The following is a 23,736-nucleotide window of genomic DNA, read 5'->3' as shown; positions in this document are numbered from 1 at the left end:
CATGAAACTCGCCAGGCCGCTGTTCGCGCCGCACATGTCGTTCGTCGAGCGCGCGTGGTACGTCGCGTTGCGCGTGCTCGTCGTGCTGACGCTGCTGTACCTGATCCTGCCGGTGCTCGCGATCGTGCCGCTGTCGTTCTCGTCGAGCACGTTCCTCGTGTATCCGATTCCGGGTTTCTCGCTGCGCTGGTACGAGAACCTGATCGCATCCGACGAGTGGCGCATGGCCGCGAAGAACAGCTTCATCGTCGCGCCGTCGGCGACCGTCGTCGCGACCGTGCTCGGCACGCTCGCGGCCATCGGCCTGACGAAAGCCGATTTCCGCGGCAAGGGGCTGCTGATGGCCGTGCTGCTGTCGCCGATGATCGTGCCCGTCGTCGTGGTCGGCGTCGGCATGTACCTGTTCTTCGCGCCGCTCGGGCTCGCGAATACCTACACGGGGCTGATCGCCGCGCATGCGGCGCTCGGCGTGCCGTTCGTCGTGACGACGGTGGCCGCGACGCTGCAGGGCTTCAACCAGAACCTCGTACGGGCAAGCCTGTCGCTCGGCGCGAACCCGGTCACGACGTTCTTCCGCGTGACGCTGCCGGTGATCGCGCCGGGCGTGATGTCGGGTGCTCTGTTCGCATTCGCGACGTCGTTCGACGAAGTGGTCGTCACGCTGTTCCTCGCCGGCGCGGACCAGACGACGCTGCCGCGCCAGATGTTCACGGGCATCCGCGAGAACATCAGCCCGACGATCGCGGCGCTCGCCACGATCCTGATCATTTTCTCGACGAGCCTGCTGCTCGCGCTCGAATGGCTGCGCGGCCGCAATGCGCGGCGTGCGGTGACCTGACCTGACGCGGTGGCGCGACGGCGGTGCACGCGTGTCAAGCGTCGGCGCATTGTCGATGCTTGATGTCGCCGTCGGACGCGGCCGGGCCGGGCGCCGACACGACGAAGCTGGCCGCGAGCCCGGAAGGCCGCCCGGCAATCGCCCGATCGTCGATCGTTGTGCGCATCGACGACGCCGCGCGCAAGGCACGGCATCCCGCAAGCTTTCGTTTCGCTGACTGACGGCGCGGCCGTCTGCACGTTCGGTGCGGCTCTGCAACAATACGGCTCGCGGTGCCGCGCGTTCCGTTCTTGCCGCACGGAGCGCTCGTCGCCGCGCCGCTCAATCCGCGACGCCGCGCGTCGCCCGTCAGCCGAGCCCATCTTGTCCGAATTCGCTTCCCCCGCCGGCGCGCACGAGCCGGCCGTCAACTGGCGCGCGATGTCCGCCGTGCTGCTGGCCGTCGCGCTCGCGACCCTCGACACCGCGATCGCGAACACCGCGCTGCCCGCGATCGCCGCCGACCTGCATGCGTCGCCGGCCGCGTCCGTGTGGATCATCAACGCGTACCAGCTCGCGATGGTCGCGACGCTGCTGCCGTTCGCATCGCTCGGCGACATCGTCGGTCACAAGCGCGTGTATGTCGCCGGGCTGGCGGTGTTCACGCTGGCGTCGCTCGGTTGTTCGCTCGCGTCGACGCTGCCGATGCTGACGGCCGCGCGCATCGTGCAGGGCTTCGGCGCGAGCGCGATCATGAGCGTCAACGTCGCGCTGATTCGCGGCCTGTTTCCCGCGCACCGGCTCGGGCGCGGCGTCGGCTTCAACGCGCTCGTCGTCGGCGTGTCGTTCGCGGTGGGGCCGACGATCGCGTCGCTGATCCTGTCGGTGGCCGCGTGGCCGTGGCTGTTCGCGGTGAACGTGCCGCTCGGCGTGTTCGCGCTTGCAGTCGCGATTCCGTCGCTGCCGCAGACGGCGCGCGGCAAGCATGCGTTCGATCCGGTGGCCGCACTGTTCAACGTGATCACGTTCGCATCGCTGATCTTCGCGCTCGGCGAATTCGCGCAGCGTGGGCCGCTCTCGGTCGTGTTCGCGGCTGCTGCGGTGGCATTCTCGTTCGGCTGGCTGCTGATCCGCCGCCAGGCCGGGCACCCGGCGCCGATGCTGCCGGTCGACCTGTTCCGCCGGCCCGTGTTCACGCTGTCCGCGCTGACCGCCGTCTGCGCGTTCGCCGCGCAGGGGCTCGCGTTCGTGTCGCTGCCGTTCTATTTCGAAACCGTCCTGCATCGCAGTGCTGTTGAAACGGGGTTCCTGATGACGCCGTGGTCGGCGATCGTCGCGCTCGCCGCGCCGATCGCGGGGCGGCTGTCGGATCGTTATCCGCCCGGGCTGCTCGGCGCGATCGGCCTTGCATTGCTGAGCGCGGGCATGGTGTCGCTCGCCGCGCTGCCGGTGTCGCCGGGCGTCGTCGACATCGGCTGGCGGATGATGCTGTGCGGCGCGGGCTTCGGTTTCTTCCAGTCGCCGAACCTGAAGGCGCTGATGTCGAGCGCGCCGCCGGAGCGCAGCGGCGGCGCGAGCGGGATCATCGCGACCGCGCGGCTGATCGGGCAGGCGACGGGCGCGGCGCTCGTTGCGCTATCGTTCGGGATCGCGGGGCGCCACGGACCGACGCTTGCGTTGATGCTCGGTGCGGGTTTCGCGGGCGCGGCGAGCGTCGCGAGCGGGCTGCGGCTGTTCGCGCCGTCGCATCGGGCCGGCGCGCTGGCCGTGTCGGAGCCCGTGAAGGAGCCGGCGACGGAGTAGGGCACGGGATGCTCACTACCGGCGCGCGGCAAGCCATCGCCGCGCGCCGGTCTTCGCGCTTCGCTCAGAACCCGCCCGACTTGATCAGCTGGTTGAGGTTCGCGATGTTCAGGCTGCCGAAGCCGGTCGTCAGATCCCAGCCGGTGCCGGCCTTGTAGCCATACCCCTGATAGCCGTTGTTGCCCGACACGACGTCGTAGCGCACGAGCGACGGATGCGACGGAATGTCCGCATAGAAGTTGCTGGCCGGGAAGCCGAGGCCTGTACCGTTCGCCGCGAGCAGGCGTGCCCAGAAGCCTGTGAAGATCGGTGCGGCGAGACTCGTGCCGCCGATCTGCTGCAACTGGCCGTAGTTGTAGATGTACGCGCCCGTGCTTTGCGCGGCATCGAACGCGACGTCCGGCAACTGGCGATTGCTGCCCGACTGCCATGACGGCGCGGGCAGGATCGTGCTGACGCCGCCGCCCGTCGCCCACAGCTTGCCGTTCGAATCGAGCCCTTCGTTCCACACCGTCTCGTTCGAGAACGCGCCCGCCGACGTCGTATAGAGCGTCGTGCCGCCGATCGCGAGCACGTGCGGCGACGAAGCCGGCCACGATACCGTGTAGTTCGAGCCGTCCGGATAGCCGCGGTTGTTGCACTCGTACACGCCTTCGTCGCCCGACGATACCGAGAACGTCTGGCCCTGCGCGGCGGCCGTCGTGAAGATCTGCTCCTCCGCGTCGAGCGTGCCGTCCGCGTTCGCATCGGTTTCGCACCAGCCGAGCGACACGTTGATCACCTTCGCGGTGTTGTCCGACACCGCGCGGTTGAACGCCTGTGTGAGGCCCGTGTTGCCGGCGGCGTTCAGGTCCGCCATGTAGAACACCAGCTTGCCGACCTGGCCGCCGGCCGAGCCGACGATCGACTGGCTGTCGAGATCCCATTCGCCCTGGCCGTCCTGGTCGTCGGTGTAGCTGCCGCCCGTGCCGTTGGTCTTGACGGTCTGCGTGGAAACCGTGCCGTAGCCGTTGCTCGACGTGAACTGCTTCAGGTCCTGCAGCGTCTGCGACACGCCGCCGATCGTGATGATGCCGACGGTCACGCCGGCTGCGGTCGGTACGCCGGTCGCGTTGTAGAGGCCCGGGAATTCCTTCGGATAGTGGCCTGTGGCCGTGCCGGCCGCGAGCGCCTGCGGTTTCGCCACGTTGCCGATGCGCAGCAGCGGCCGCGCACGCGCGACACTTTGCAGCCCGAGCACCGAGCCGACGACGTCGCCGAGTGCGCGCGGCACCTGCGCGGTCGACGTGTTGGCGAAGCCTGAACGGCCTGCGTACTCGAAGTGCACGAGCGACGTGTTGAAGGCCGTCTTCACCGTGCCGGCCGTGCCGCTGGCGGAGATCAGCAGCCGGTTCGGCGCGACCTCGACGTTCGTGAAGCCGCTCTTGTGCAGATAGTCGACGACCGACCGCACCTGCGCATCGGTCGGCGCGTAGTTCGCGAGGAACTGTTCATGCGTCAGGTACTGGCGGTAATGCGCGCTGCCGGGCCGGTTCACGTCGCGCGCCAGCTGCTTGAGCTGCGCGGCGTTGCGCAGCTTCAGGCTGACGACGACGTTGGTCGTCTCGCCGGCCGCGAGTTCGAGCGACGGCGCCGCACTGCGCGCCATCAACTGCGGGCCGGTCAGAAAGGCTTTCGTATGGGTATCGACCCAATCCGTCGCCGCATGCGCCGCAACGGCGGCGAACACGAGCGGTGCCACGCACGCCAGACGGCGGGGCGACGGAAGGGGAAGGGCAAACCAGGCGTTCCTTTTCATCGGGAGTCCTTTTTAGGAGAGGCGACGTTACTGGAACCCCCGGCCCTTGTGGGGCCGCGAGCGGTGACGAGCGTAGGGCGTCGGTGGCGTTCGGGTAGCTGCCATTTTCCATAGCTGTCAGTTCTGACAATGGGACGCATGAGTGCGCGCGCGGCGTCGTACATGTTGACGATGGCGAGGCCGGCGGGCGGAACCGGTTCGCGGTACGACGGTGCGGCGACGCGCGTCGCTCACACGCACGAGTCGTTCGTTGCAGCGTTGGAATGTGCGCGTTCGTGGAGGTGAGGACCGCGTGGATGCATGACGTTTGCGTGTCAATGGCGGCACGCCGTATCGCACTATGTGGTCATTGGAAGCAACCCGTCAGGAACGGCTTCGTGCAGGCACAAGAACGGGGCAGGCCGACTCCGGACGTTTCCCGAACTGTGGAACAGCGCGTCGGGCAGTCTTGCAGGCTGCTTTCGGATCGCGCGTCACAATCACCGATTAGAAGAAATGCTCGAATCCGGCGCGGGCGCGAGCCGGTGCGACGCACGCACCCGTGGCGCGAGATCGAACGACGTCGTTCGCGAAATCCCGCCTTGACGTGCGGCGATCAGCAGCTATCCTTCAATCCATAACCATCGAGTTATGGATTGTGCCAGACATGCAGAACACCCACGACACGCTTTTCCGGACACTCGCCGATCCCACGCGCCGCGCGCTTTTCGAGCGGCTGTGCGCGGAGGGCGAGCTGACGGTTGCCGCGCTGACCGCCCACGCGGGCGTGTCGCAGCCGGCCGTGTCGAAGCACCTTGGCGTACTGAAGCAGGCCGGGCTCGTGAACGACCGTCACGAAGGCCGGCAGACGCACTACAGCGCGCAGCCGCAGGCGCTGGCCCCGTTGATCGACTGGACGAGCCAGATGGCGGGCTTCTGGCAGAGCCGGTTCGATGCCCTCGAAGATCTGCTCAAAAGGATGGATCAGTAATGAACCAAGCCACTACCGAAACGCGCTCCGTCGTCGTCGACCGGGAACTGCCGCATCCGCCGGAGAAGATCTGGCGCGCGCTCACGCAACCGCACCTGATCGAGGCGTGGCTGATGAAGAGCGACTTCGAGCCCGTCGCGGGCCGTGCGTTCAGCTTCCGCGCGGACTGGGGCTCGGTCGACTGTACGGTCCTCGCGATCGAGCCGCACCGCACGCTGTCCTATACGTGGGCGGCCCACGGCCTCGAAAGCGTCGTGACGTGGACGCTTACGCCGACGCCGGCCGGCACGCACCTGCGCATGGAGCAGGCGGGCTTCCGTACGGATCAGGAACAGGCCTACCGCGGTGCGCAGCACGGCTGGGTGCGGTTCTTCGATTCGCTCGAACAGGTGCTGGCGCACCCCGACGAAGGCACGGAGGCCCGCTCATGAGCGCAGCATCGGACCCGACCCCGTCGGAGCGTATCGATGCGCTGATCGCCGGCATCGTCGACTGGCGCGGCAAGACGTTCGCCGAGCTCCGGCAGACGATTCTCGCGGCGGACGACAGCATCGTCGAGGAATGGAAGTGGATGGGCAGCCCCGTGTGGTCGTGCGACGGGATGATCGCGGTCGCGAACGCGCACAAGGGCAAGGTGAAGCTGACGTTCATGCACGGCGCGAAATTGCCCGATCCCGACCAGCTGTTCAACGACGGCCTCGAAGGCAATGCGCGGCGCGCGATCGATTTCTTCGAAGGCGACAAGCTCGACAAGCGGGCGTTGAAGCACCTCGTGCGCGCGGCGATCGAATACAACCGCACCCATCTGAAGAAGAACGCGCGGGCGGGTTCCTCCGCGGGCGCGAAGGTGCGAAGCAGCAAGGCGGCGTGACGCGCGAGCCGGATGCCGGCCGGTGACATCCCGCGAAAGCGTGGCGCCGCCGTGCGGTCGACGCTACGCCGCAGGCCCACCGAGCGACAGACGAAAAAAAGCCCGACACGAGGTCGGGCATCCAAATCGGCCGCAACCGCCCGCGAGGCGGCTGCGGCACCTGCAACAGCCGCGCGCTTACGCTGCGAGCAGCGAGCGCAGCACGAACGGCAGAATCCCGCCGTGCTTGTAGTAGTCGACTTCGATCGGCGTATCGATGCGCAGCAGCACCGGCACGCGCTGCGTTTCGCCGTTCTTGCGATGGATCACGAGCGTGACGTCCTGCTGCGGCTTGAAGTCGTCGCCAAGGCCTTCGATGTCGTACGTCTCTTCACCGGTGATGCCGAGCGACTGGACGCTGTCCGCGCCCTTGAACTGCAGCGGCAGCACGCCCATGCCGACCAGGTTCGAGCGGTGGATGCGCTCGAAGCTGCGTGCGATCACGGCCTTCACGCCGAGCAGCTGCGTGCCCTTCGCGGCCCAGTCGCGCGACGAGCCCGTGCCGTACTCTTCGCCCGCGAACACGACGGTCGGCGTGCCGGCTGCGACGTACTGCATCGCTGCGTCGTAGATCGACTGCTGTTCGCCGCTCGGCTGGTGGATCGTCAGGCCGCCTTCGACGCGCGTGCCGTCCGCCTTCGGCGGGATCATCAGGTTCTTGATCCGGACGTTCGCGAACGTGCCGCGCATCATCACGTCATGGTTGCCGCGGCGCGAGCCGTAGCTGTTGAAGTCGGCTTTCTGCACGCCGTTTTCCTTCAGCCACTTGCCTGCCGGCGAGTCTTCCTTGATCGAGCCTGCCGGGCTGATGTGGTCGGTCGTGACCGAGTCGCCGAAGATGCCCAGTGCGCGCGCGCCCTTGACCGTCGGGATCGATGCAGCCGGCTCCATCGAGAAGTCGTTGCCGAAGAACGGCGGCTCGGCGATGTACGTCGACTTCGGCCAGTCGTAGACCTCGCCCGATTCGCCCTCGATCTTGCTCCAGAGGTCGCCCTTCTTGGTCAGCTTCGAGTAGTTGTCCTCGAATTTCTTCGGATCGAGCGCGAACTTGAGCAGCGCGTGGATTTCGTCGCTCGTCGGCCAGATGTCGCCGAGGTAGATGTCACGGCCGCCCTTGCCCTTGCCGACCGGCTCGGTCATCAGGTCACGCGTGATGTTGCCGGCGATCGCGTACGCGACGACCAGCGGCGGCGACGCGAGGAAGTTCGCGCGGATGTTCGGGTGGATACGCGCTTCGAAGTTACGGTTGCCGGACAGCACGGCCGCCGCGACAATGTCGTTCTTCGTGATCGCCTCGTTCAGTTCCGGCGTCAGGTCGCCCGCGTTGCCGATACAGGTCGTGCAGCCGTACGCCGCGACTTCGAAGCCGAGCTTCGACAGGTAGGGCAGCAGGCCCGTCTTCGTCAGGTATTCGGTGACGATGCGCGATCCCGGCGCGAGCGAGGTCTTGATCTTCGGGTCGACCGTGAGGCCGGCCTCGACCGCCTTCTTCGCGAGCAGGCCGGCGGCCAGCAGCACGCTCGGGTTCGACGTGTTCGTGCACGACGTGATCGCGGCGATCAGCACGTCGCCGTTCTTCACGTCGACGCCGTTGCTCGTCGTGTATTGCGTGTTCAGGTCGTCCGCCTTCTTCGCGAAGCCGTTTTCGGCAACCGGCTTCGAGAACAGGTCGGTGAACGTCGACTTGACGTGGCCGATCTCGATGCGGTCCTGCGGGCGCTTCGGGCCGGCCAGCGACGGCGCGACCGTCGCGAGGTCGAGCGTCACCGTCTTCGTGTAGTCGATGTCGCCGGCCTTCGGGATGCCGAACAGGTTCTGCGCCTTGAAGTAGTTTTCGAACGCGGCGATTTCGGCCTTCGTGCGGCCCGTGCCTTCGAAGTAGTCGATCGTCTTTTCGTCGACCGGGAAGAAGCCCATCGTCGCGCCGTATTCCGGCGCCATGTTGCCGATCGTCGCGCGGTCCGGCAGCGACAGCGAGCGCGTGCCTTCGCCGAAGAATTCGACGAACTTGCCGACGACCTTCTCCTTGCGCAGCATTTCGGTGATCGTCAGCACCAGGTCGGTGGCCGTCACGCCTTCGCGCAGCTTGCCCTTCAGCTCGACGCCGACGACGTCCGGCGTCAGGAAGTACACCGGCTGGCCGAGCATGCCGGCTTCCGCCTCGATGCCGCCCACGCCCCAGCCGACCACGCCGATGCCGTTGATCATCGTCGTGTGGCTGTCCGTGCCGACGAGGGTGTCCGGGTAGTACACGGTGTCGCCGCCGTCGGTCTTCTTGTGGACGCCGCGCGCGAGGTATTCGAGGTTCACCTGGTGGACGATGCCCACGCCCGGCGGCACGACCTTGAACGTGTCGAACGCCTGCATGCCCCACTTCATGAACTGGTAGCGCTCGTTGTTGCGCTGGAATTCCAGCTTCATGTTCAGGTCGAGCGCGTCCTTCTGGCGGAAGTAGTCGATCTGGACCGAGTGATCGACGACGAGATCGACCGGGACCAGCGGTTCGATCTTCTTCGGGTTCTTGCCCGTGCGTTCGGCGACGCCGCGCATGGCCGCGATGTCGGCGAGCAGCGGTACGCCCGTGAAATCCTGCAGCACGACGCGCGACACGACGAACGGAATCTCGTCGACGCGCTTCGCGGTCGGCTTCCAGTTCGCGAGCTGCTCGATGTGCTCTTCGGTGATCTTCTTGCCGTCGTAGTTGCGCAGCACGGACTCGAGCACGATGCGGATCGACACCGGCAGGCGTTCGATCTTCGTCTTCAGTTCCTTGCCGAGCTGCGGCAGCGAGTAGAACTTGCCTTTGCCGGAACCGCTGTCGAATTCCTTGAGGGTCTTGTGGAGATTGTGGGCCATGGTGATTTTCCTGGGTTTAAGGCTAGGAAACTACGTGTCCTGTAAATGACGGCTATATCACGTACAAGTCGACGTACTCATCGACCGGCATCGCTTCGAGCTTTGCCTGGTCCAGCGACACGTCGAGAATCGCTTGTTGCTGCTTGGCCGGAAAGCGACGGGCGAGGTTGGTCCTGAACTTCTCGACCAGGAGCGGAACGCCTTCGGCGCGCCGCCGCCGATGGCCGAGCGGATACTCGACCGCCACTTCGGCAAGCTCCGATCCGTCCGTGAACGCGATCGTCAGCGCATTCGCGATCGATCGCTTGTCCGGATCGTGGTAATCCTTCGTGAACTGCGGATCCTCGACGCACACGGTTTTCGCGCGCAGCGCGTCGATGCGCGGGTCCGCCGCGGCCGCGTCTTCATAGTCGGCCGCGGTCAGCCGGCCGAACAGCAGCGGCACGGCGACCATGTACTGGATGCAGTGGTCGCGGTCGGCCGGATTGGCGAGCGGGCCCTGCTTGTCGATGATGCGGATCGCTGCCGCGTGCGTGCGGATCGTGATCCGGCTGATGTCGTCGGTCGTGCGGCCCGCCGCGGCGAGCTGCGCGTGCAGCTGCAGCGCGGCCTCGGCGGCCGTCTGCGCATGAAATTCGGCGGGGAATGCGATCTTGAACAGCACGTTTTCCATCACGTACGTGCCGTACGGGCGCTGGAAGCGGAACGGCTTGCCGTCGAACAGCACGTCGTAGAAGCCCCAGGTTTTGGCGGTGAGCGCCGACGGATAACCCATTTCACCCGTTTTCGCGATCAGCGCGAGGCGCACCGCGCGGGACGTGGCATCGCCGGCCGCCCACGATTTGCGCGAACCGGTGTTCGGCGCATGGCGGTACGTACGCAGCGCGTGGCCGTCGACGAATGCGTTGGAGACCGCGTTGATCAGCTCGTCGCGCGTGAGCCCGAGCAGGCGCCCGACGACGGCCGTCGATGCGACCTTCACGAGCAGCACGTGGTCGAGCCCGACCGCGTTGAACGAGTTCTCGAGCGCGAGGCAGCCCTGGATCTCGTGGGCCTGGATCATCGCGACCAGCACGTCGCGCATCGCGAGCGGCTTCCGGCCGGCCGCGCGGGCCGTGCGGGAGAGCCAGTCGGCCGTCGCCAGGATCCCGCCGAGGTTGTCGGACGGATGACCCCATTCGGCGGCGAGCCAGGTGTCGTTGAAGTCCAGCCAGCGGATCATCGCGCCGATGTCGAACGCGGCCTGGACGGGATCCAGCTGGAAGGACGTGCCGGGCACCTTCGCGCCGTTCGGCACGATCGTGCCGGGCACGACGGGGCCGAGCAGCTTGGTGCAGGCAGGGTAGGACAGCGCCTCGAGTCCGCATCCGAGCGTGTCGATCAGGCAATGACGCGCCGTCTCCAGCGCGAGCGCGCTGTCGATGCCGGTGTTCAGCACGTAGTCGACGATGTCGACGAGTACCGAATCCGGCGCGGGGCGGACGTTGGAGACCGGGGCGGACATCGAGGGGCCGGGGGGACGCTTAGTTCGCGGCCGGCTTCAGCTCGTTCGACTGCGTCGGCGCTGCGTTGCCCTGTGCCATTTCCGGCGTCACGCATTCGTCCGCGAGACGCTCGCCGCCGTTCGCGTCGGAGAACAGCATCGCCTTGGTCGGGATCACGACCAGCTTGAAGCCGGCTGCCGGATCGTAGAACGTGTCGGCGCCCGTCGTCGTGGCCTGACGCGGCAGCTTGTAGTTCTTCTTCGCCCAGTGAACCGTGACGACCTGGTCGCGCTTCATGTCGCCGGCGAGGTCGAACGACAGACCTTCCTTACAGGCCCACTTGACCGCGCCGTCCGGTACCGGATCGACCTTGGCGGCTGCGCGCGCCTGCGCCTTCTTGCTGCGCGGGATGATGCGCTTGGCCGGCGCCGGGCGCTTGGCCGTGGCCTTCTTCGCGGTCGTGGTGGCCGTACCCTGGGCAAACGCGCTCGGAGCCGACACCAGCATCGTGGCGGACAAGGCGCCGATGGCGGTAGCGATCAGGAGTTTCTTCATGGAGTCAGAACCTTTCGATAATCAGTTGACAAGGGCCGGCAATCGAAACTGCCGGCCGGTTTGAAACTGCACGCGCCCCGAAAGCGCGCAGCGGCCGCTATTTTCACCTATTTGGCCGCGCATATATCAGGTTTTCGGGCTCCGTTACGTTTTTTGTCGTTTCGCAAACCTCTGTCCGGCTTGCGTCCCGGCGAATGCATGAAACGCGTGTATCGGCCGGCGGCGCGCCCTCAAGGCGCGGCGCCCGCGGCGGCCGGGCCGAACAGCGGCGCGGCCTCGTCCGGTACGGGCTGGCCGGTGGCCCGCGCACGGCGCAGCACCGACCAGTAATAACGGTAACTCGCGCGATCGTGCAGCGTATCACCGTGGCGCGTCGGGCCCCAGTCGGCGGCCTGCGCGGCGAGCAGGATCTCGGCGGCCAGCGTGACTTCGTCGGTGCGCGGCGCGAAGGCGTCGACGATCGGGCGGATCTGCGCGGGATGGATGCTCCACATCCGCGTGAAAGCGAATTCGTCGCGCGCGCGGCGTGCATCGCCGGCGACGACGCCCATGTCGCGCACCTCGGTCGTCACGTTGTGCGACGGCGTCTTGCCGTGCGCATGACAGGCCGCGGCGATTTCCAGCTTCGCGCGGCGCACGAGCGGGTGGTCGAACTGGCCGGGCGAGCGCATCGCGGAATCGGGGATCGCGCCGTGGTGCGCGGAGACGAAATCCATCAGCCCGAAGCTCAGCGTGCCGACCGTTGGCAGTGCGGCGAGAGCGGCCGCCTGCGCGAGCGCGCCGTGCGTCTCGATCAGCACATCGACCGGGATCGGCTGCGCGATGCCGAGCTCGCGGCGCGTGCCTTCGATGAATGCGGTCATTTCGGCCGCGTCGGCGGCGTTCGCGATCTTCGGCAGCGTGATGTAGGCGGGTGCGCGCGACGCACGCAGCACGATGCGCACGTCGTCGCGCCAGTGCGGGTGGGAAAAGTCGTGGATACGGACGCCGACGCGGCCGAAGCGGTTCTCGGCGCTGCCGAGCAGGTCGGCGACGAGCGCCGCGTGGGCGGCTTCCTGGCCGACGGTCGCACCGTCCTCGCAGTCGAGCGTGAGGTCGAACACCGGGCCCAGCTCGGCCTGCAGCGCGAGCGACTTGCGCATCAGCTTCTCGCTGCCCGCGTAGTGATCGCAGCAGGGCAGGATCGCGGGCGGGGACGCCCCGTCGTACAGCACTTGTGCAGGAGTGAGCGCGGCCATCTCGTCTACGTCAGGGGAGCGTGTCAACGTGGAGAAAATCGGATTCGGGCAGGTTCTGGGCCGGTGCGCGGCGGGCGCGGGGCGGCAAAACGTGCGCGGATCGGATCGGCCGGCACGGGCCGGCGGCATGCCGGCCCGTGCCGCAGCCGGGCGCCCCGAAGGCCGCCCGGCACGATGCGTGATGCTTAGTTCTTCAGCAGGTGGGCGACGCCATCGCGCTCTTCGAGCAGCTCGGCCAGCGTGCCGTCCATCTTCTCGCGCGAGAACGCGTCGATTTCCAGGCCTTCGACGCGCTTGTATTCGCCGTTTTCGCAGGTGACCGGCACGCCGTAGATGATGTCTTCGGGAATGCCGTACGAGCCGTCCGACGGGATGCCCATCGTGACCCACTTGCCGTTCGTACCGAGCACCCAGTCACGGACGTGGTCGATCGCCGCGTTGGCTGCCGACGCCGCCGACGACAGGCCGCGCGCTTCGATGATCGCCGCGCCGCGCTTGCCGACGGTCGGGATGAACGTGTCGCGGTTCCACACGTCGTCGTTGATCAGCTTCAGCAGCGATTCGCCTTCGGCGGTCGCGAAGCGGAAATCCGGGTACATCGTCGGCGAGTGGTTGCCCCACACGGCGAGCTTCTCGATCGACGCGACCGGCTTGCCCGACTTCGCGGCGAGCTGCGACAGCGCGCGGTTGTGGTCGAGGCGCAGCATCGCCGTGAAGTTCTTCTTCGGCAGATCCGGCGCCGACTTCATCGCGATGTACGCGTTCGTGTTCGCCGGGTTGCCGACGACCAGCACCTTCACGTCGCGGCTCGCGACTTCGTTCAGCGCAGCACCCTGAACCGTGAAGATTTCGGCGTTTGCCGACAGCAGGTCCTTGCGCTCCATGCCCTTCGAGCGCGGACGTGCGCCGACCAGCAGCGCGACGTCTGCATCCTTGAATGCAACCTTCGGATCGTCGGTGATCACGACGCCGGCGAGCAGCGGGAACGCGCAGTCGTCGAGTTCCATCACGACGCCCTTGACGGCGCCTTGGGCTTGCGGGAGGTCGAGCAGTTGCAGGATGACCGGCTGGTCCTTGCCGAGCAGGTCGCCGTTCGCGATGCGGAACAGCAGGGAGTAAGCGATTTGACCTGCGGCGCCGGTGACGGCAACGCGCTTTGCGGGCTTAGCCATTGAAAATCTCCAGGACGGGTGAAGCGTTGGACGCGAGCGAAAACGCCATTCTATGCGCGTTGTGCGTAGCGTTGCATTGAAGCAGGGCGGAGGACTCGCGATGGCAGACGCGGTGAACCTGGAGACGGCCGTGGCACGTAGCCGGGGACGCGCTGTTGCACCCGCGAACCCTTGCTCGACCGGGAGTGTAGGAGCCGTCAGGCGCAAAGTCAAACGGTATCATATGTCTTATATAAGACAGATGTTTTGCGGAAATTGAGTGGACGAAAAAGTGCGGTTTGTGATGAAATGCGCGCCATGACATCGAACCAGGCGAACACCGCGAATCAGACCGGCGCAGGCGGCCCAGGGCAGCCGGGCGCGGGCGATCCCGCAGCCTCGCCCGCGGCCTCCGCGTCGCCGACGTTCAGCCCGTTATACCAGCAGATCAAGTCATTGATCACGCAAAGTCTCGAATCCGGCGAATGGAAGCCGGGCGAGATCATCCCCAGCGAAGTGGAGCTCGCGGCCCGTTACAAGGTCAGCCAGGGCACCGTGCGCAAGGCGATCGACGAACTGGCCGCCGAAAACCTCGTCGTCCGGCGGCAGGGCAAGGGCACTTTTGTTGCAACGCACAATGAGGATCGCGCGCAGTTCCGTTTCCTGCGTCTCCTGGCCGATGACGGTGCCGAGCACCCGCACGTGAGCCGCCTGCTCGAATGCCGGCGCCTGCGTGCGCCGGCGGAGATCGCGCGGCAGCTCGACCTGAAGCCCGCCGATCCCGTCGTGCAGGTGCGCCGCCTGCTGGAATTCGACAGCGAAGTGACGGTGCTCGACGAGATCTGGCTGCCGGGCGCGATGTTCCGCGGGCTCACGTTCGAGCGGCTGAGCGAGTACAAGGGGCCGCTCTACGCGATGTTCGAGACGGAGTTCGGTACGCGGATGATCCGCGCGACGGAGAAGATCCGCGCGGTGGCGGCGGACCCGGCGGTGGCCGACCTGCTGCACGTGCCGGCGGGGTTCCCGTTGCTGTCGGTCGAGCGCGTGTCCTATACGTACGGGGACCGGCCGGTGGAAGTGCGTCGCGGCTGGTATGTCACAACCGGGTACTACTATCAGAATGACTTGAGCTGACGACGTTCGGCTCAGCCGCGTGCATTCGCGTTTCCCACGCTCGCGAAGCACGTTTCGGGCCGCCTTTGTTCTTGTTCGCGCAATTATCCAGAGCAGACTTTCGCTGCAGCGCGATATAAAAAGGCGCTAAAATCGCGGATTAGTGTGACAACATAGTAGGGGTCTAGCATGACTGACGCAGTAAGAAAGCCGAGGCCGGAATACCGGAACATCGGAATCGGCGACATCACGTTGAAATATCGCATGCCGCTGGCCGCGATATTGTCGATTCTCCATCGTATCAGCGGCGCGCTGCTGTTCCTGTTCCTGCCGTTCCTGCTGTTCCTCTTCGACCAGAGCCTCACCTCCGAGCTCAGCTTCGAAGTCTTCAAGGCTTTCCTCTCCAACATCGTCGTCAAGCTGGTCGTCCTCGCGTTGTCGTGGGCCTTCTTCCACCATTTCTGCGCCGGCATTCGCCACCTGCTGATGGACGTCAACCACGACGCCGTCACGAAGGAAGGCGGCAAGCGGACGGCAGTCGTCGTCTTTGTCGTCTCGATCGCGCTGACGATCGCCATGGCACTCAAACTGTTCGGAGCATTCTAAGAAAATGGCAGCCAACAACCGAATCGGCTCGAAGCGCCTCGTCGTCGGCGCACACTACGGCCTGCGCGACTGGCTCGCGCAGCGCGTCACCGCCACGATCATGGCGGTCTACACGGTCATTCTGCTCGTCCTGTTCTTCGGCGCGCACGATTTTTCGTACGAAGGCTGGGCATCGATCTTCGCCGCGCAATGGATGAAGCTCGCGACCTTCGTGATGCTGCTTTCCCTCTTCTACCACGCATGGGTCGGCGTGCGCGACATCTGGATGGACTACGTGAAGCCCGTCGGTGTGCGCCTGCTGCTGCAATCGCTGACCATCGTCTGGCTGCTCGCATGTGCGGGCTACGCCGCGCAGATTCTCTGGAGAGTGTAAAGAATGGCTGCAATCAAAACTTCCCTCCCGCGCCGCAAGTTCGACGTCGTGATCGTCGGCGCAGGCGGCTCCGGCTTGCGCGCAGCGCTGCAACTGTCGCGCGCGGGCCTGTCGGTCGGCGTGCTGTCGAAGGTGTTCCCGACGCGTTCGCACACGGTGGCCGCGCAGGGCGGTATCGGCGCGTCGCTCGGCAACATGAGCGAAGACAACTGGCACTACCACTTCTACGACACGATCAAGGGCTCCGACTGGCTCGGCGACCAGGATGCGATCGAGTTCATGTGCCGTGAAGCGCCGAACGTCGTGTACGAACTCGAGCACTTCGGCATGCCGTTCGACCGCAACGCGGACGGCACGATCTACCAGCGCCCGTTCGGCGGCCATACCGCGAACTACGGCGAGAAGCCGGTCCAGCGCGCTTGCGCGGCCGCCGACCGTACCGGTCACGCGCTGCTGCACACGCTGTACCAGCAGAACGTCGAAGCGAAGACGCAGTTCTTCGTCGAATGGATGGCGCTCGACCTGATCCGCGACGCGGACGGCGACGTACTCGGCGTGACGGCCCTCGAGATGGAGACGGGCGACGTCTACATCATGGAAGGCAAGACCACGCTGTTCGCGACGGGCGGCGCAGGCCGGATCTTCGCGGCATCGACGAACGCGTTCATCAACACCGGCGACGGCCTCGGCATGGCGGCGCGCTCGGGCATCGCGTTGCAGGACATGGAGTTCTGGCAGTTCCACCCGACCGGCGTGGCCGGCGCGGGCGTGCTGATCACCGAAGGCGTGCGCGGCGAAGGCGGTATCCTGCGCAACGCGAACGGCGAGCGCTTCATGGAGCGCTACGCGCCGACGCTGAAGGATCTGGCGCCGCGTGACTTCGTGTCGCGTTCGATGGACCAGGAAATCAAGGAAGGTCGCGGCGTCGGTCCGAACAAGGATCACGTGCTGCTCGACCTGTCGCACATCGGCGCCGAGACGATCATGAAGCGTCTGCCGTCGATCCGCGAAATCGCGCTGAAGTTCGCGAACGTCGACGCGATCAAGGAACCGATCCCGGTCGTCCCGACGATCCACTACCAGATGGGCGGCATCCCGACCAACATCCACGGTCAGGTCGTCGGCACGTCGCGCGATCACAAGGAACCGGTCAACGGCTTCTACGCAGTGGGCGAATGCTCGTGCGTGTCGGTGCACGGCGCGAATCGTCTGGGCACGAACTCGCTGCTGGACCTCGTGGTGTTCGGCCGTGCGGCCGGCAACCACATCGTCGAGCACGTGAAGAACCAGAAGGAACACAAGCCGCTGCCGGCTGACGCAGGCGAATTCTCGCTGGCGCGCCTGGCGAAGCTCGAGAAGTCGAGCTCGGGCGAGTACACGCAGGACGTCGCGAACGACATCCGCGCGACGATGCAGAAGCATGCAGGCGTGTTCCGCACGTCGGCGCTGCTGAAGGAAGGCGTCGCTCAGATGGCCGACCTGAAGGCGCGCGTGGAAAACATCCACCTGAAGGACAAGTCGAAGGTGTTCAACACCGCGCGCGTCGAAGCGCTCGAGCTGGAGAACCTGATCGAAGTGGCTCGCGCCACGATGGTGTCGGCCGAAGCGCGCAAGGAAAGCCGCGGTGCACACGCACACAGCGACTACGAACACCGCGACGACGACAACTGGCTGCGCCACACGCTGTGGTACAGCGAAGGCGATCGCCTCGACTACAAGCCGGTTCAAATGAAGCCGCTGACGGTCGAATCCGTGCCGCCGAAGCCGCGCACGTTCTAAGCCGAGTCAAAGGGAATCCGAAATGGCAAAACGCATTTTTGAAGTCTACCGCTACGATCCGGACAAGGACGCAGCGCCGCGCATGCAGACGTACGAGCTCGAGATCCAGCATGAACGCATGCTGCTCGACGCGCTGGTCAAGCTGAAGGCACTGGACGAGACGCTGTCGTTCCGCCGCTCGTGCCGTGAAGGCGTGTGCGGTTCGGACGCGATGAACATCAACGGCAAGAACGGTCTCGCGTGCCTGACGAACCTGAACGACCTGCCGCAGAAGATCGTGCTGCGTCCGCTGCCGGGCCTGCCGGTCGTGCGCGACCTGATCGTCGACATGACGCACTTCTTCAACCAGTACCACTCGATCAAGCCGTACCTGATCAACGACGCGCCGCCGCCGGAGAAGGAACGCCTCCAGTCGCCGGAAGAGCGCGACGAGCTCGACGGCGTGTACGAGTGCATTCTGTGCGCGAGCTGCTCGACGTCGTGCCCGAGCTTCTGGTGGAACCCCGACAAGTTCGTCGGCCCGGCCGGCCTGCTGCAGGCTTACCGCTTCATCGCGGACAGCCGCGACACCGCCACCGGCGAGCGTCTCGACAACCTGGAAGACCCGTACCGTCTGTTCCGTTGCCACACGATCATGAACTGCGTCGACGTTTGCCCGAAGGGCCTGAACCCGACGAAGGCGATCGGCAAGATCAAGGAACTGATGGTTCGTCGCGCGGTATAAAGATTGATGAGCGACGATTCGCATCAATCCGACCCGCACCGCCGCGCGCGCCTTCGCTGGCGTGCGCGGCGGGGTCTGCTGGAGAACGACATCGTTTTCGAACGGTTCTTCGGCAGATACGAGCATGACCTCACCGATGCAGACGTAGGCGCGTTGTCGCGCCTGCTCGATCTGAGCGACAACGACCTGATGGACTTGCTCCTCGCGCGCAAGGAACCAGAGGGCGACCTAGACAGCCCGGACATTCACCGGCTGTTGGAGATGCTGCGCAACGTGTAACGCCAAGGTGTAACGCGCTGTGCCCGTTATCGAATCCCGTTTCTTTATTTCGATTGAGGATGTGCCATGACTCCGTCTGATGTTAAAGCCACGCTATCGTTCAGCGACAACTCGCCGAGCGTCGAACTGCCGATCTACAAGGGCACGATGGGCCCGGACGTGATCGACATCCGCAAGCTGTACGGCCAGACCGGCAAGTTCACTTACGACCCGGGCTTCATGTCGACGGCAGCTTGTAATTCGGCGATCACGTACATCGACGGCGACAAGGGCGAACTGCTGTATCGCGGCTACCCGATCGACAACCTCGCGCAAAACGCGGACTTCCTCGAAAGCTGCTACCTGCTGCTGAAGGGCGAACTGCCGAACGCCGCACAGAAGAAGGAATTCGTCGACACCGTCACGAAGCACACGATGGTGCACGAGCAGATGCACTTCTTCTTCCGCGGCTTCCGTCGCGACGCGCACCCGATGGCGATCCTGGTCGCCGCAGTCGGCGCGCTGTCCGCGTTCTACCACGACTCGCTCGACATCAACGACCCGCGTCACCGCGAAGTGTCGGCGATCCGCATGATCGCGAAGCTGCCGACGCTCGTCGCGATGGCGTACAAGTACAGCATCGGCCAGCCGTTCGTGTATCCGAAGAACTCGCTGTCGTACAGCGCGAACTTCATGCACATGATGTTCTCGAACCCGTGCGAAGAGTACAAGGTCAACGACGTGCTCGTCCGCGCGCTCGACCGTATCCTGATCCTGCACGCCGATCACGAGCAGAACGCATCGACGTCGACGGTCCGCCTGGCCGGTTCGTCGGGCGCGAACCCGTTCGCGTGTATCGCGGCCGGTATCGCGTGTCTGTGGGGCCCGGCGCACGGTGGTGCGAACGAAGCCGCGCTGAACATGCTCGAGCAGATCGGTTCGCCGGACAACATCCCCGAATTCATCAAGCAGGTGAAGGACAAGAATTCGGGCGTGAAGCTGATGGGCTTCGGCCACCGCGTGTACAAGAACTACGATCCGCGTGCGAAGCTGATGCGCGAAACGTGCTACGAAGTGCTGAACGAACTGGGCCTGCACGACGACCCGCTGTTCAAGCTCGCGATGCAGCTCGAGAAGATCGCGCTGGAAGATGAATACTTCGTGTCGCGCAAGCTGTATCCGAACGTCGACTTCTACTCGGGTATCGTCCAGCGCGCGCTGGGCATCCCGACGTCGATGTTCACGTGTATCTTCGCGATGGCACGTACGGTCGGCTGGATCGCACAGTGGAACGAAATGATCGCGGATCCGGAACAGAAGATCGGCCGTCCGCGTCAGCTTTTCGTCGGCGATACGCCGCGCGAAGCGAAGCCGATCGACGCACGTTAAGCCGTGTGCGGCGCGAACGGCCGGCAGGCCGCTCGCGTCCGGCAATCGCCACGCCACGACACCCCGACGGGTCAGCCCGTCGGGGTGTTTTCATTTGGGCGGCGACGTTGGCCCGATCCGGTGCGGTGCTCCAGTGACGGCGGCCGTGTGTCGAGCGCGGGCGCATCGTCGTCGGGCGCATGGCAGTGCTGCTTGAAGAACTGCCGGTACGCGCCGGGCGTCGTGCCGCGCGCGGCGAGGAACTGGCGATTGAAGTTCGCGGTATTCGGAATGCCGCAGCGCGCGGCCACCGTCGCGATCGGCCAGTCGGTGCCGACGAGATGGCGGCACGCGTGCGCGAGCCGCAGCCGCTGCACGTAGCGGCCGACGCTTTCGCCGAGATGCCGGACGAACAGCCGTTGCAGTGTGCGTTCGGACAAGTGCGCGACAGCGGCGAGGGCATCGATGCGCAGCGGTTCGTGGAAATGCCGGTCGATCGCGTCGAGCACACGGTCGAGGCGTTCGGCTTCGGGGGCGGCCGGGTCGGCGGGCGACGGCGCGCCGTGGGCCCGGTCGTACGCCTGCGCAGTGGCGAGCGGTTCGCCGCCGGCCTCTGCGAGATCGGCGAGCGTATCGAGCGTGGCCGCGAGCCGCACGCGCGGCGACGGATCGAGCAACCGCGGCAGCCGCGCGCGCATCGTGCGGGCCGTCTCCACGTCGAAGTGCAGGCCCGGCGCCGCACGCCGCAACAGCGAGCGCAGCGGCGCGTATTCGGGACAGCAGTCGGCCAGCCGCCGCACCCAGTCTCCGTCGAACCAGACGACGAGCGCGACCTCGGGCGCGTCGCGATCGATGCGCACGTTCGACGACCACGTATGCGGCAGGTTCGGCGGCACGAGCACGAGATCATCGTCCGCGTAACGCGCGACGTGGTCGCCGATGAAGCGCTGGCCGCGGCTGTTGAGCGTCAGCGTCAGCTCGTACTCGGGGTGGCGATGCCATTCGAACGGAATGCGCGCGAGCTGGCGGTGATAGACGCGGATGGAGCAGCCGGACGCAAACGTCACGTGCTCGTATTGCGGTTTCATCGCGGCCTCCGTTGGGGCAGGCAGCGCGTCGTGGCATGATCGGGAGCGATCGTCACCACGGAGCGATGCCATGTTTTCACATGTTTGCGTGGGCGTCAGCGATACGGCGCGCGCCTACGATTTCTACGCGCCGCTGTTCGCGGAACTCGGGCTGCGCCTGAAATTCCGCGAGCCGGACGGCTGGTCGGGCTGGATGCCGGCAGACGCCGAGCGGCCGCTGTTCTTCTTCGGCAAGCCACTCGACGGCCATCCGCCGGAGCCGGGCAACGGCCACACGATCGCATTCGATGCGCCGACCCGCGCGCACGTCGATCGCTGCCACGCGCTCGCGCTACGGCAGGGCGGCACCTGTGAAGGGCCGCCGGGCCTGCGGCCGCACTATCACCGCGACTACTACGGCGCTTACTTCCGCGATCCGGACGGCAACAAGCTCTGCGTGGTCTGCCATCGTCCAGAGTGACACGCGATTGTCAGGATTGTATTGATCATTGACCGGATAGTGGTGATGGCGACCACGTGCCGGCCGTACGCTGACAGCACATCACGACATGCTTCAGCGAGGAGGAGACGATGCACCTGACGATTGACGATCTGCCCGCCGCGATTCGCGCGGCGAAACGGGCGCTGCGCGCCGACCTGCCCGGTTACACCGCCACGTTCCGCGAAGTGGAGGGCGACATCGCACGGCAGGTCGACGCGATCCGTCGCGCGCACGCGCACGGCCAGGGCGTGATTCCGGTCGTGCCGTTCGCGGATATCGCGAGTGGGCGGGTCGATCCGCACGCGATGGCCGCGATCCGCACGCATGGCGCGGTGGTGATTCGCGGCGTGTTCGATACGCGGCAGGCGCGCGACTGGAACGACGAGATCGGCGCGTATCTGGAGGCGAACCGTTTCACCGAGCGGCTGCATGCACGCGCGGAAGACCGCTATTTCGGCAATCTCGCGTCGGGCAAGCCGCAGATTTACGGCGTCTACTGGTCGAAGCCGCAGGTGGCCGCGCGCCAGTCGCCGGCGCTGACGCAGGCGCGGGTGTTCCTGAACCGTCTGTGGCGGCATGCGGACGGCGCGCGCACCCATTTCGATCCCGATCAGGTGCCCGCGTACGCGGACCGGATTCGCCGCCGGCCGCCCGGTTCGACGTCGCTCGGGCTGTCGCCGCATGTCGACGGCGGCTCCGTCGAGCGCTGGCTCGGCGCGAATTTTCGCCAGGTCTATCGCCACGTGCTGGCCGGCCGCTGGCGCGACTACGATCCGTTCGATGCGGCGTTCCGCCCCGACGTCGAGGAAATTCCGTCGCCGGCCGTGTGTTCGATGTTCCGCACGTTCCAGGGCTGGACCGCGCTGACGCCGCAAGGGCCCGGCGACGGCACGCTGCAGCTGATTCCGGTCGCGAATGCGATGGCCTATGTCGTGCTGCGCGCGCTGCAGGACGACGTCGCCGACGACGACCTGTGCGGCGCGCGTCCCGGCCGCGCGCTGTCGATCCGCCCGGAATGGCACGCACTGCTGCTCGACGCGCTCGTGCCGATCCCGCACATGGAGCCGGGCGACGCGGTGTTCTGGCACGGCGACGTCGTGCATGCGGTCGAGGATGCGCATCGCGGCAGCGGCGACAGCAACGTGATGTACATCGCGGCCGCGCCTGGCTGCGCGAAGAACGATGCGTACCTGCAACGCCAGCGTGCGGCGTTCCTGCGCGGCGACAGCCCGCCCGATTTCCCGGCCGATCATTTCGAGGTCGATTTCGACGGGCGCGCGCAGGCGGGTGAACTCACGGCGCTCGGCCGTGCGCAGATGGGGTTCGAGCCCGACGCGTAAAGCGTGTGAGGCGGGCGAAAACCGCCGTTCGCGAGAGGGCGGGCGGCCGGTCTGCCGAATCCGCTGCGTGACGCGCGCAATTCGACGCAATCGGCTGTCGGCACTGCCGAAATCGACGCGAATTGCGCAATTTGGCTTCCGATAATGGTCCGGACACAACGCCGCCGGCCCGTGCGCCGCACGGGTGCGGCAGACCATGGAGGAGTCGATGCAATTCACGCAAGCGATCGTTCGCCGCCCCGCGCCGTCCTGCGGCGCGGGTCTGACCACCGCCGAACTCGGCGCGCCCGATTACGACAAGACGCTCACGCAGTTCCACGCATACTGCGACGCGCTGCGCGCGCTCGGCGTCGAGCTGACCGAATTGCCGCCGCTGGATGCGTTTCCCGATTCGCACTTCGTCGAGGACGTCGCGGTCGTCACGCCCGAATTCGCGGTGATCACGCGCCCCGGCGCGCCTGCGCGGCGCGGCGAGACCGTTCATATCGAAGCGGCGCTCGCCGCGCATCGCGACCTGCTGCCGATGCAGCAAGGCCGACTCGACGGCGGCGACGTGATGCAGGTCGGCAAGCGCTTCTTCATCGGCCTGACGAGCCGCACCGACGCGGAAGGCATCGCCGCGTTCGAGTCGCTGGTGTCGCGCCACGGCTACTCGGTCGTCGCGGTGCCGGTCGGCGCCGGCCTGCACCTGAAATCGGTCGTCAACGCGCTCGGCGACGACACGCTGCTCGTGACCGACGCACTGGCCGCGCATCCGGCGTTCGCCGACTATCGCCGGATCGCGATCTCGGCCGCCGACGAATACGCGGGCAACACGCTGCGCGTAAACGGCACGCTTATCACGCCGGCCGGTTACCCGCGCGTGCATGACGCGATCGCGTCGCTCGGGTTGCCGCTGCACGTGATCGACACGAGCGAATTCCGCAAGATGGACGGCGGCCTGACCTGCCTGTCGCTGCGGTTCTAGCCGATTGGCGCGCGGCCGCTTCGGCCGGATAATGTGGCCCCGCGCGGAACGGCAGGC

The 23,736-nt window shown here is 66.2% G+C and carries 22 protein-coding genes; 15 read left to right on the top strand and 7 right to left on the bottom strand.

From position 1 onward, the window contains the following. Position 1: 1 nt before the first annotated feature. Both H3O04_RS08655 and H3O04_RS08650 read left to right on the top strand, forming a co-directional pair. Positions 2-838, top strand: a complete 837-nt coding sequence (locus tag H3O04_RS08655; RefSeq protein ID WP_006479368.1) for an ABC transporter permease — start codon at positions 2-4, stop codon at positions 836-838. Positions 839-1,201: 363 nt separating this feature from the next. Next, entirely contained in the window at positions 1,202-2,620 is a 1,419-nt protein-coding gene (locus tag H3O04_RS08650) for an MFS transporter (protein ID WP_202587503.1), read from the top strand. Between the two features lie 64 nt (positions 2,621-2,684). On the opposite strand, the gene H3O04_RS08645 is transcribed toward H3O04_RS08650, so the two are convergent. Further along, positions 2,685-4,418: a S53 family peptidase gene (locus H3O04_RS08645; RefSeq protein ID WP_006479366.1), complete on the bottom strand. Its 1,734-nt coding sequence runs from the start codon at positions 4,416-4,418 to the stop codon at positions 2,685-2,687. Between the two features lie 646 nt (positions 4,419-5,064). Between H3O04_RS08645 and H3O04_RS08640 the strand changes: the two genes are divergently transcribed. The 3 genes from H3O04_RS08640 to H3O04_RS08630 are packed head-to-tail and all read left to right on the top strand — an operon-like array spanning position 5,065 to position 6,259. After that, on the top strand, positions 5,065-5,388 hold the full coding sequence (locus H3O04_RS08640; RefSeq protein ID WP_023474459.1) for an ArsR/SmtB family transcription factor: 324 nt from the start codon (positions 5,065-5,067) through the stop codon (positions 5,386-5,388). Next, positions 5,388-5,819 (top strand): SRPBCC family protein, encoded by a 432-nt coding sequence (locus H3O04_RS08635; protein WP_006479364.1) that lies wholly within the window; start codon positions 5,388-5,390, stop codon positions 5,817-5,819. Before H3O04_RS08640 ends, H3O04_RS08635 begins: the two co-directional genes overlap by 1 nt. Then, on the top strand, positions 5,816-6,259 hold the full coding sequence (locus H3O04_RS08630; protein WP_006479363.1) for a DUF1801 domain-containing protein: 444 nt from the start codon (positions 5,816-5,818) through the stop codon (positions 6,257-6,259). Before H3O04_RS08635 ends, H3O04_RS08630 begins: the two co-directional genes overlap by 4 nt. A gap of 177 nt (positions 6,260-6,436) precedes the next feature. Here H3O04_RS08630 and acnA read toward each other — a convergent pair whose 3' ends face one another. The 5 genes from acnA to H3O04_RS08605 all read right to left on the bottom strand — a co-directional run bounded on the left by acnA (position 6,437) and on the right by H3O04_RS08605 (position 13,603). Next, positions 6,437-9,154 (bottom strand): aconitate hydratase AcnA, encoded by a 2,718-nt coding sequence (gene acnA / locus H3O04_RS08625; protein WP_023474460.1) that lies wholly within the window; start codon positions 9,152-9,154, stop codon positions 6,437-6,439. A 52-nt stretch (positions 9,155-9,206) separates the two neighbouring features. Next, complete coding sequence (locus H3O04_RS08620) at positions 9,207-10,658, bottom strand: bifunctional 2-methylcitrate dehydratase/aconitate hydratase (RefSeq protein ID WP_202587502.1); 1,452 nt, start codon at positions 10,656-10,658, stop codon at positions 9,207-9,209. Between the two features lie 19 nt (positions 10,659-10,677). Next, positions 10,678-11,193, bottom strand: a complete 516-nt coding sequence (locus tag H3O04_RS08615) for a hypothetical protein (RefSeq protein ID WP_006479359.1) — start codon at positions 11,191-11,193, stop codon at positions 10,678-10,680. Between the two features lie 230 nt (positions 11,194-11,423). Beyond that, entirely contained in the window at positions 11,424-12,431 is a 1,008-nt protein-coding gene (locus tag H3O04_RS08610; protein ID WP_006479358.1) for an HpcH/HpaI aldolase/citrate lyase family protein, read from the bottom strand. A 185-nt stretch (positions 12,432-12,616) separates the two neighbouring features. After that, positions 12,617-13,603 carry a malate dehydrogenase gene (locus H3O04_RS08605; protein ID WP_006479357.1) on the bottom strand — a complete coding sequence of 329 codons (987 nt, stop codon included), beginning with the start codon at positions 13,601-13,603 and terminating at the stop codon, positions 12,617-12,619. A gap of 288 nt (positions 13,604-13,891) precedes the next feature. Here H3O04_RS08605 and H3O04_RS08600 point away from each other — a divergent pair, with 288 nt between their 5' ends. The 7 genes from H3O04_RS08600 (at position 13,892) to gltA (ending at position 19,824) form a co-directional block, all read left to right on the top strand. Further along, positions 13,892-14,716: a GntR family transcriptional regulator gene (locus H3O04_RS08600; RefSeq protein ID WP_006479356.1), complete on the top strand. Its 825-nt coding sequence runs from the start codon at positions 13,892-13,894 to the stop codon at positions 14,714-14,716. A gap of 168 nt (positions 14,717-14,884) precedes the next feature. Further along, positions 14,885-15,301, top strand: coding sequence for a succinate dehydrogenase, cytochrome b556 subunit (sdhC, locus tag H3O04_RS08595; RefSeq protein ID WP_006479355.1), 417 nt, complete (start codon positions 14,885-14,887; stop codon positions 15,299-15,301). A 4-nt stretch (positions 15,302-15,305) separates the two neighbouring features. Further along, positions 15,306-15,674 (top strand): succinate dehydrogenase, hydrophobic membrane anchor protein, encoded by a 369-nt coding sequence (gene sdhD, locus H3O04_RS08590; protein ID WP_006487767.1) that lies wholly within the window; start codon positions 15,306-15,308, stop codon positions 15,672-15,674. A gap of 3 nt (positions 15,675-15,677) precedes the next feature. Then, positions 15,678-17,453, top strand: coding sequence for a succinate dehydrogenase flavoprotein subunit (gene sdhA / locus H3O04_RS08585; RefSeq protein ID WP_006479353.1), 1,776 nt, complete (start codon positions 15,678-15,680; stop codon positions 17,451-17,453). 22 nt (positions 17,454-17,475) lie between these two features. Next, positions 17,476-18,177, top strand: coding sequence for a succinate dehydrogenase iron-sulfur subunit (locus H3O04_RS08580; protein WP_006479352.1), 702 nt, complete (start codon positions 17,476-17,478; stop codon positions 18,175-18,177). Between the two features lie 6 nt (positions 18,178-18,183). Further along, positions 18,184-18,456 carry an FAD assembly factor SdhE gene (locus tag H3O04_RS08575; protein WP_011548107.1) on the top strand — a complete coding sequence of 91 codons (273 nt, stop codon included), beginning with the start codon at positions 18,184-18,186 and terminating at the stop codon, positions 18,454-18,456. 66 nt (positions 18,457-18,522) lie between these two features. Then, positions 18,523-19,824 (top strand): citrate synthase, encoded by a 1,302-nt coding sequence (gene gltA, locus H3O04_RS08570; RefSeq protein ID WP_006479350.1) that lies wholly within the window; start codon positions 18,523-18,525, stop codon positions 19,822-19,824. A 71-nt stretch (positions 19,825-19,895) separates the two neighbouring features. Here gltA and H3O04_RS08565 read toward each other — a convergent pair whose 3' ends face one another. Continuing rightward, entirely contained in the window at positions 19,896-20,891 is a 996-nt protein-coding gene (locus H3O04_RS08565) for a helix-turn-helix domain-containing protein (protein WP_202587501.1), read from the bottom strand. Positions 20,892-20,961: 70 nt separating this feature from the next. Between H3O04_RS08565 and H3O04_RS08560 the strand changes: the two genes are divergently transcribed. The 3 genes from H3O04_RS08560 (at position 20,962) to H3O04_RS08550 (ending at position 23,679) form a co-directional block, all read left to right on the top strand. Beyond that, positions 20,962-21,351, top strand: a complete 390-nt coding sequence (locus tag H3O04_RS08560) for a VOC family protein (RefSeq protein ID WP_006479349.1) — start codon at positions 20,962-20,964, stop codon at positions 21,349-21,351. A 110-nt stretch (positions 21,352-21,461) separates the two neighbouring features. Further along, a complete protein-coding gene (locus H3O04_RS08555) occupies positions 21,462-22,712 on the top strand; it encodes a DUF1479 domain-containing protein (RefSeq protein WP_006479347.1) in 1,251 nt (416 codons plus the stop codon). Between the two features lie 208 nt (positions 22,713-22,920). Next, positions 22,921-23,679, top strand: a complete 759-nt coding sequence (locus tag H3O04_RS08550) for a dimethylarginine dimethylaminohydrolase family protein (RefSeq protein WP_023474468.1) — start codon at positions 22,921-22,923, stop codon at positions 23,677-23,679. Positions 23,680-23,736 lie beyond the last annotated feature (57 nt).

It is taken from the genome of Burkholderia sp. KCJ3K979, assembly GCF_016759955.1.
Lineage (GTDB): Bacteria > Pseudomonadota > Gammaproteobacteria > Burkholderiales > Burkholderiaceae > Burkholderia > Burkholderia orbicola.
The sequence above is the reverse complement of the archived record's forward strand: the minus strand, read 5'-3'. Positions and strand labels throughout refer to the sequence as shown.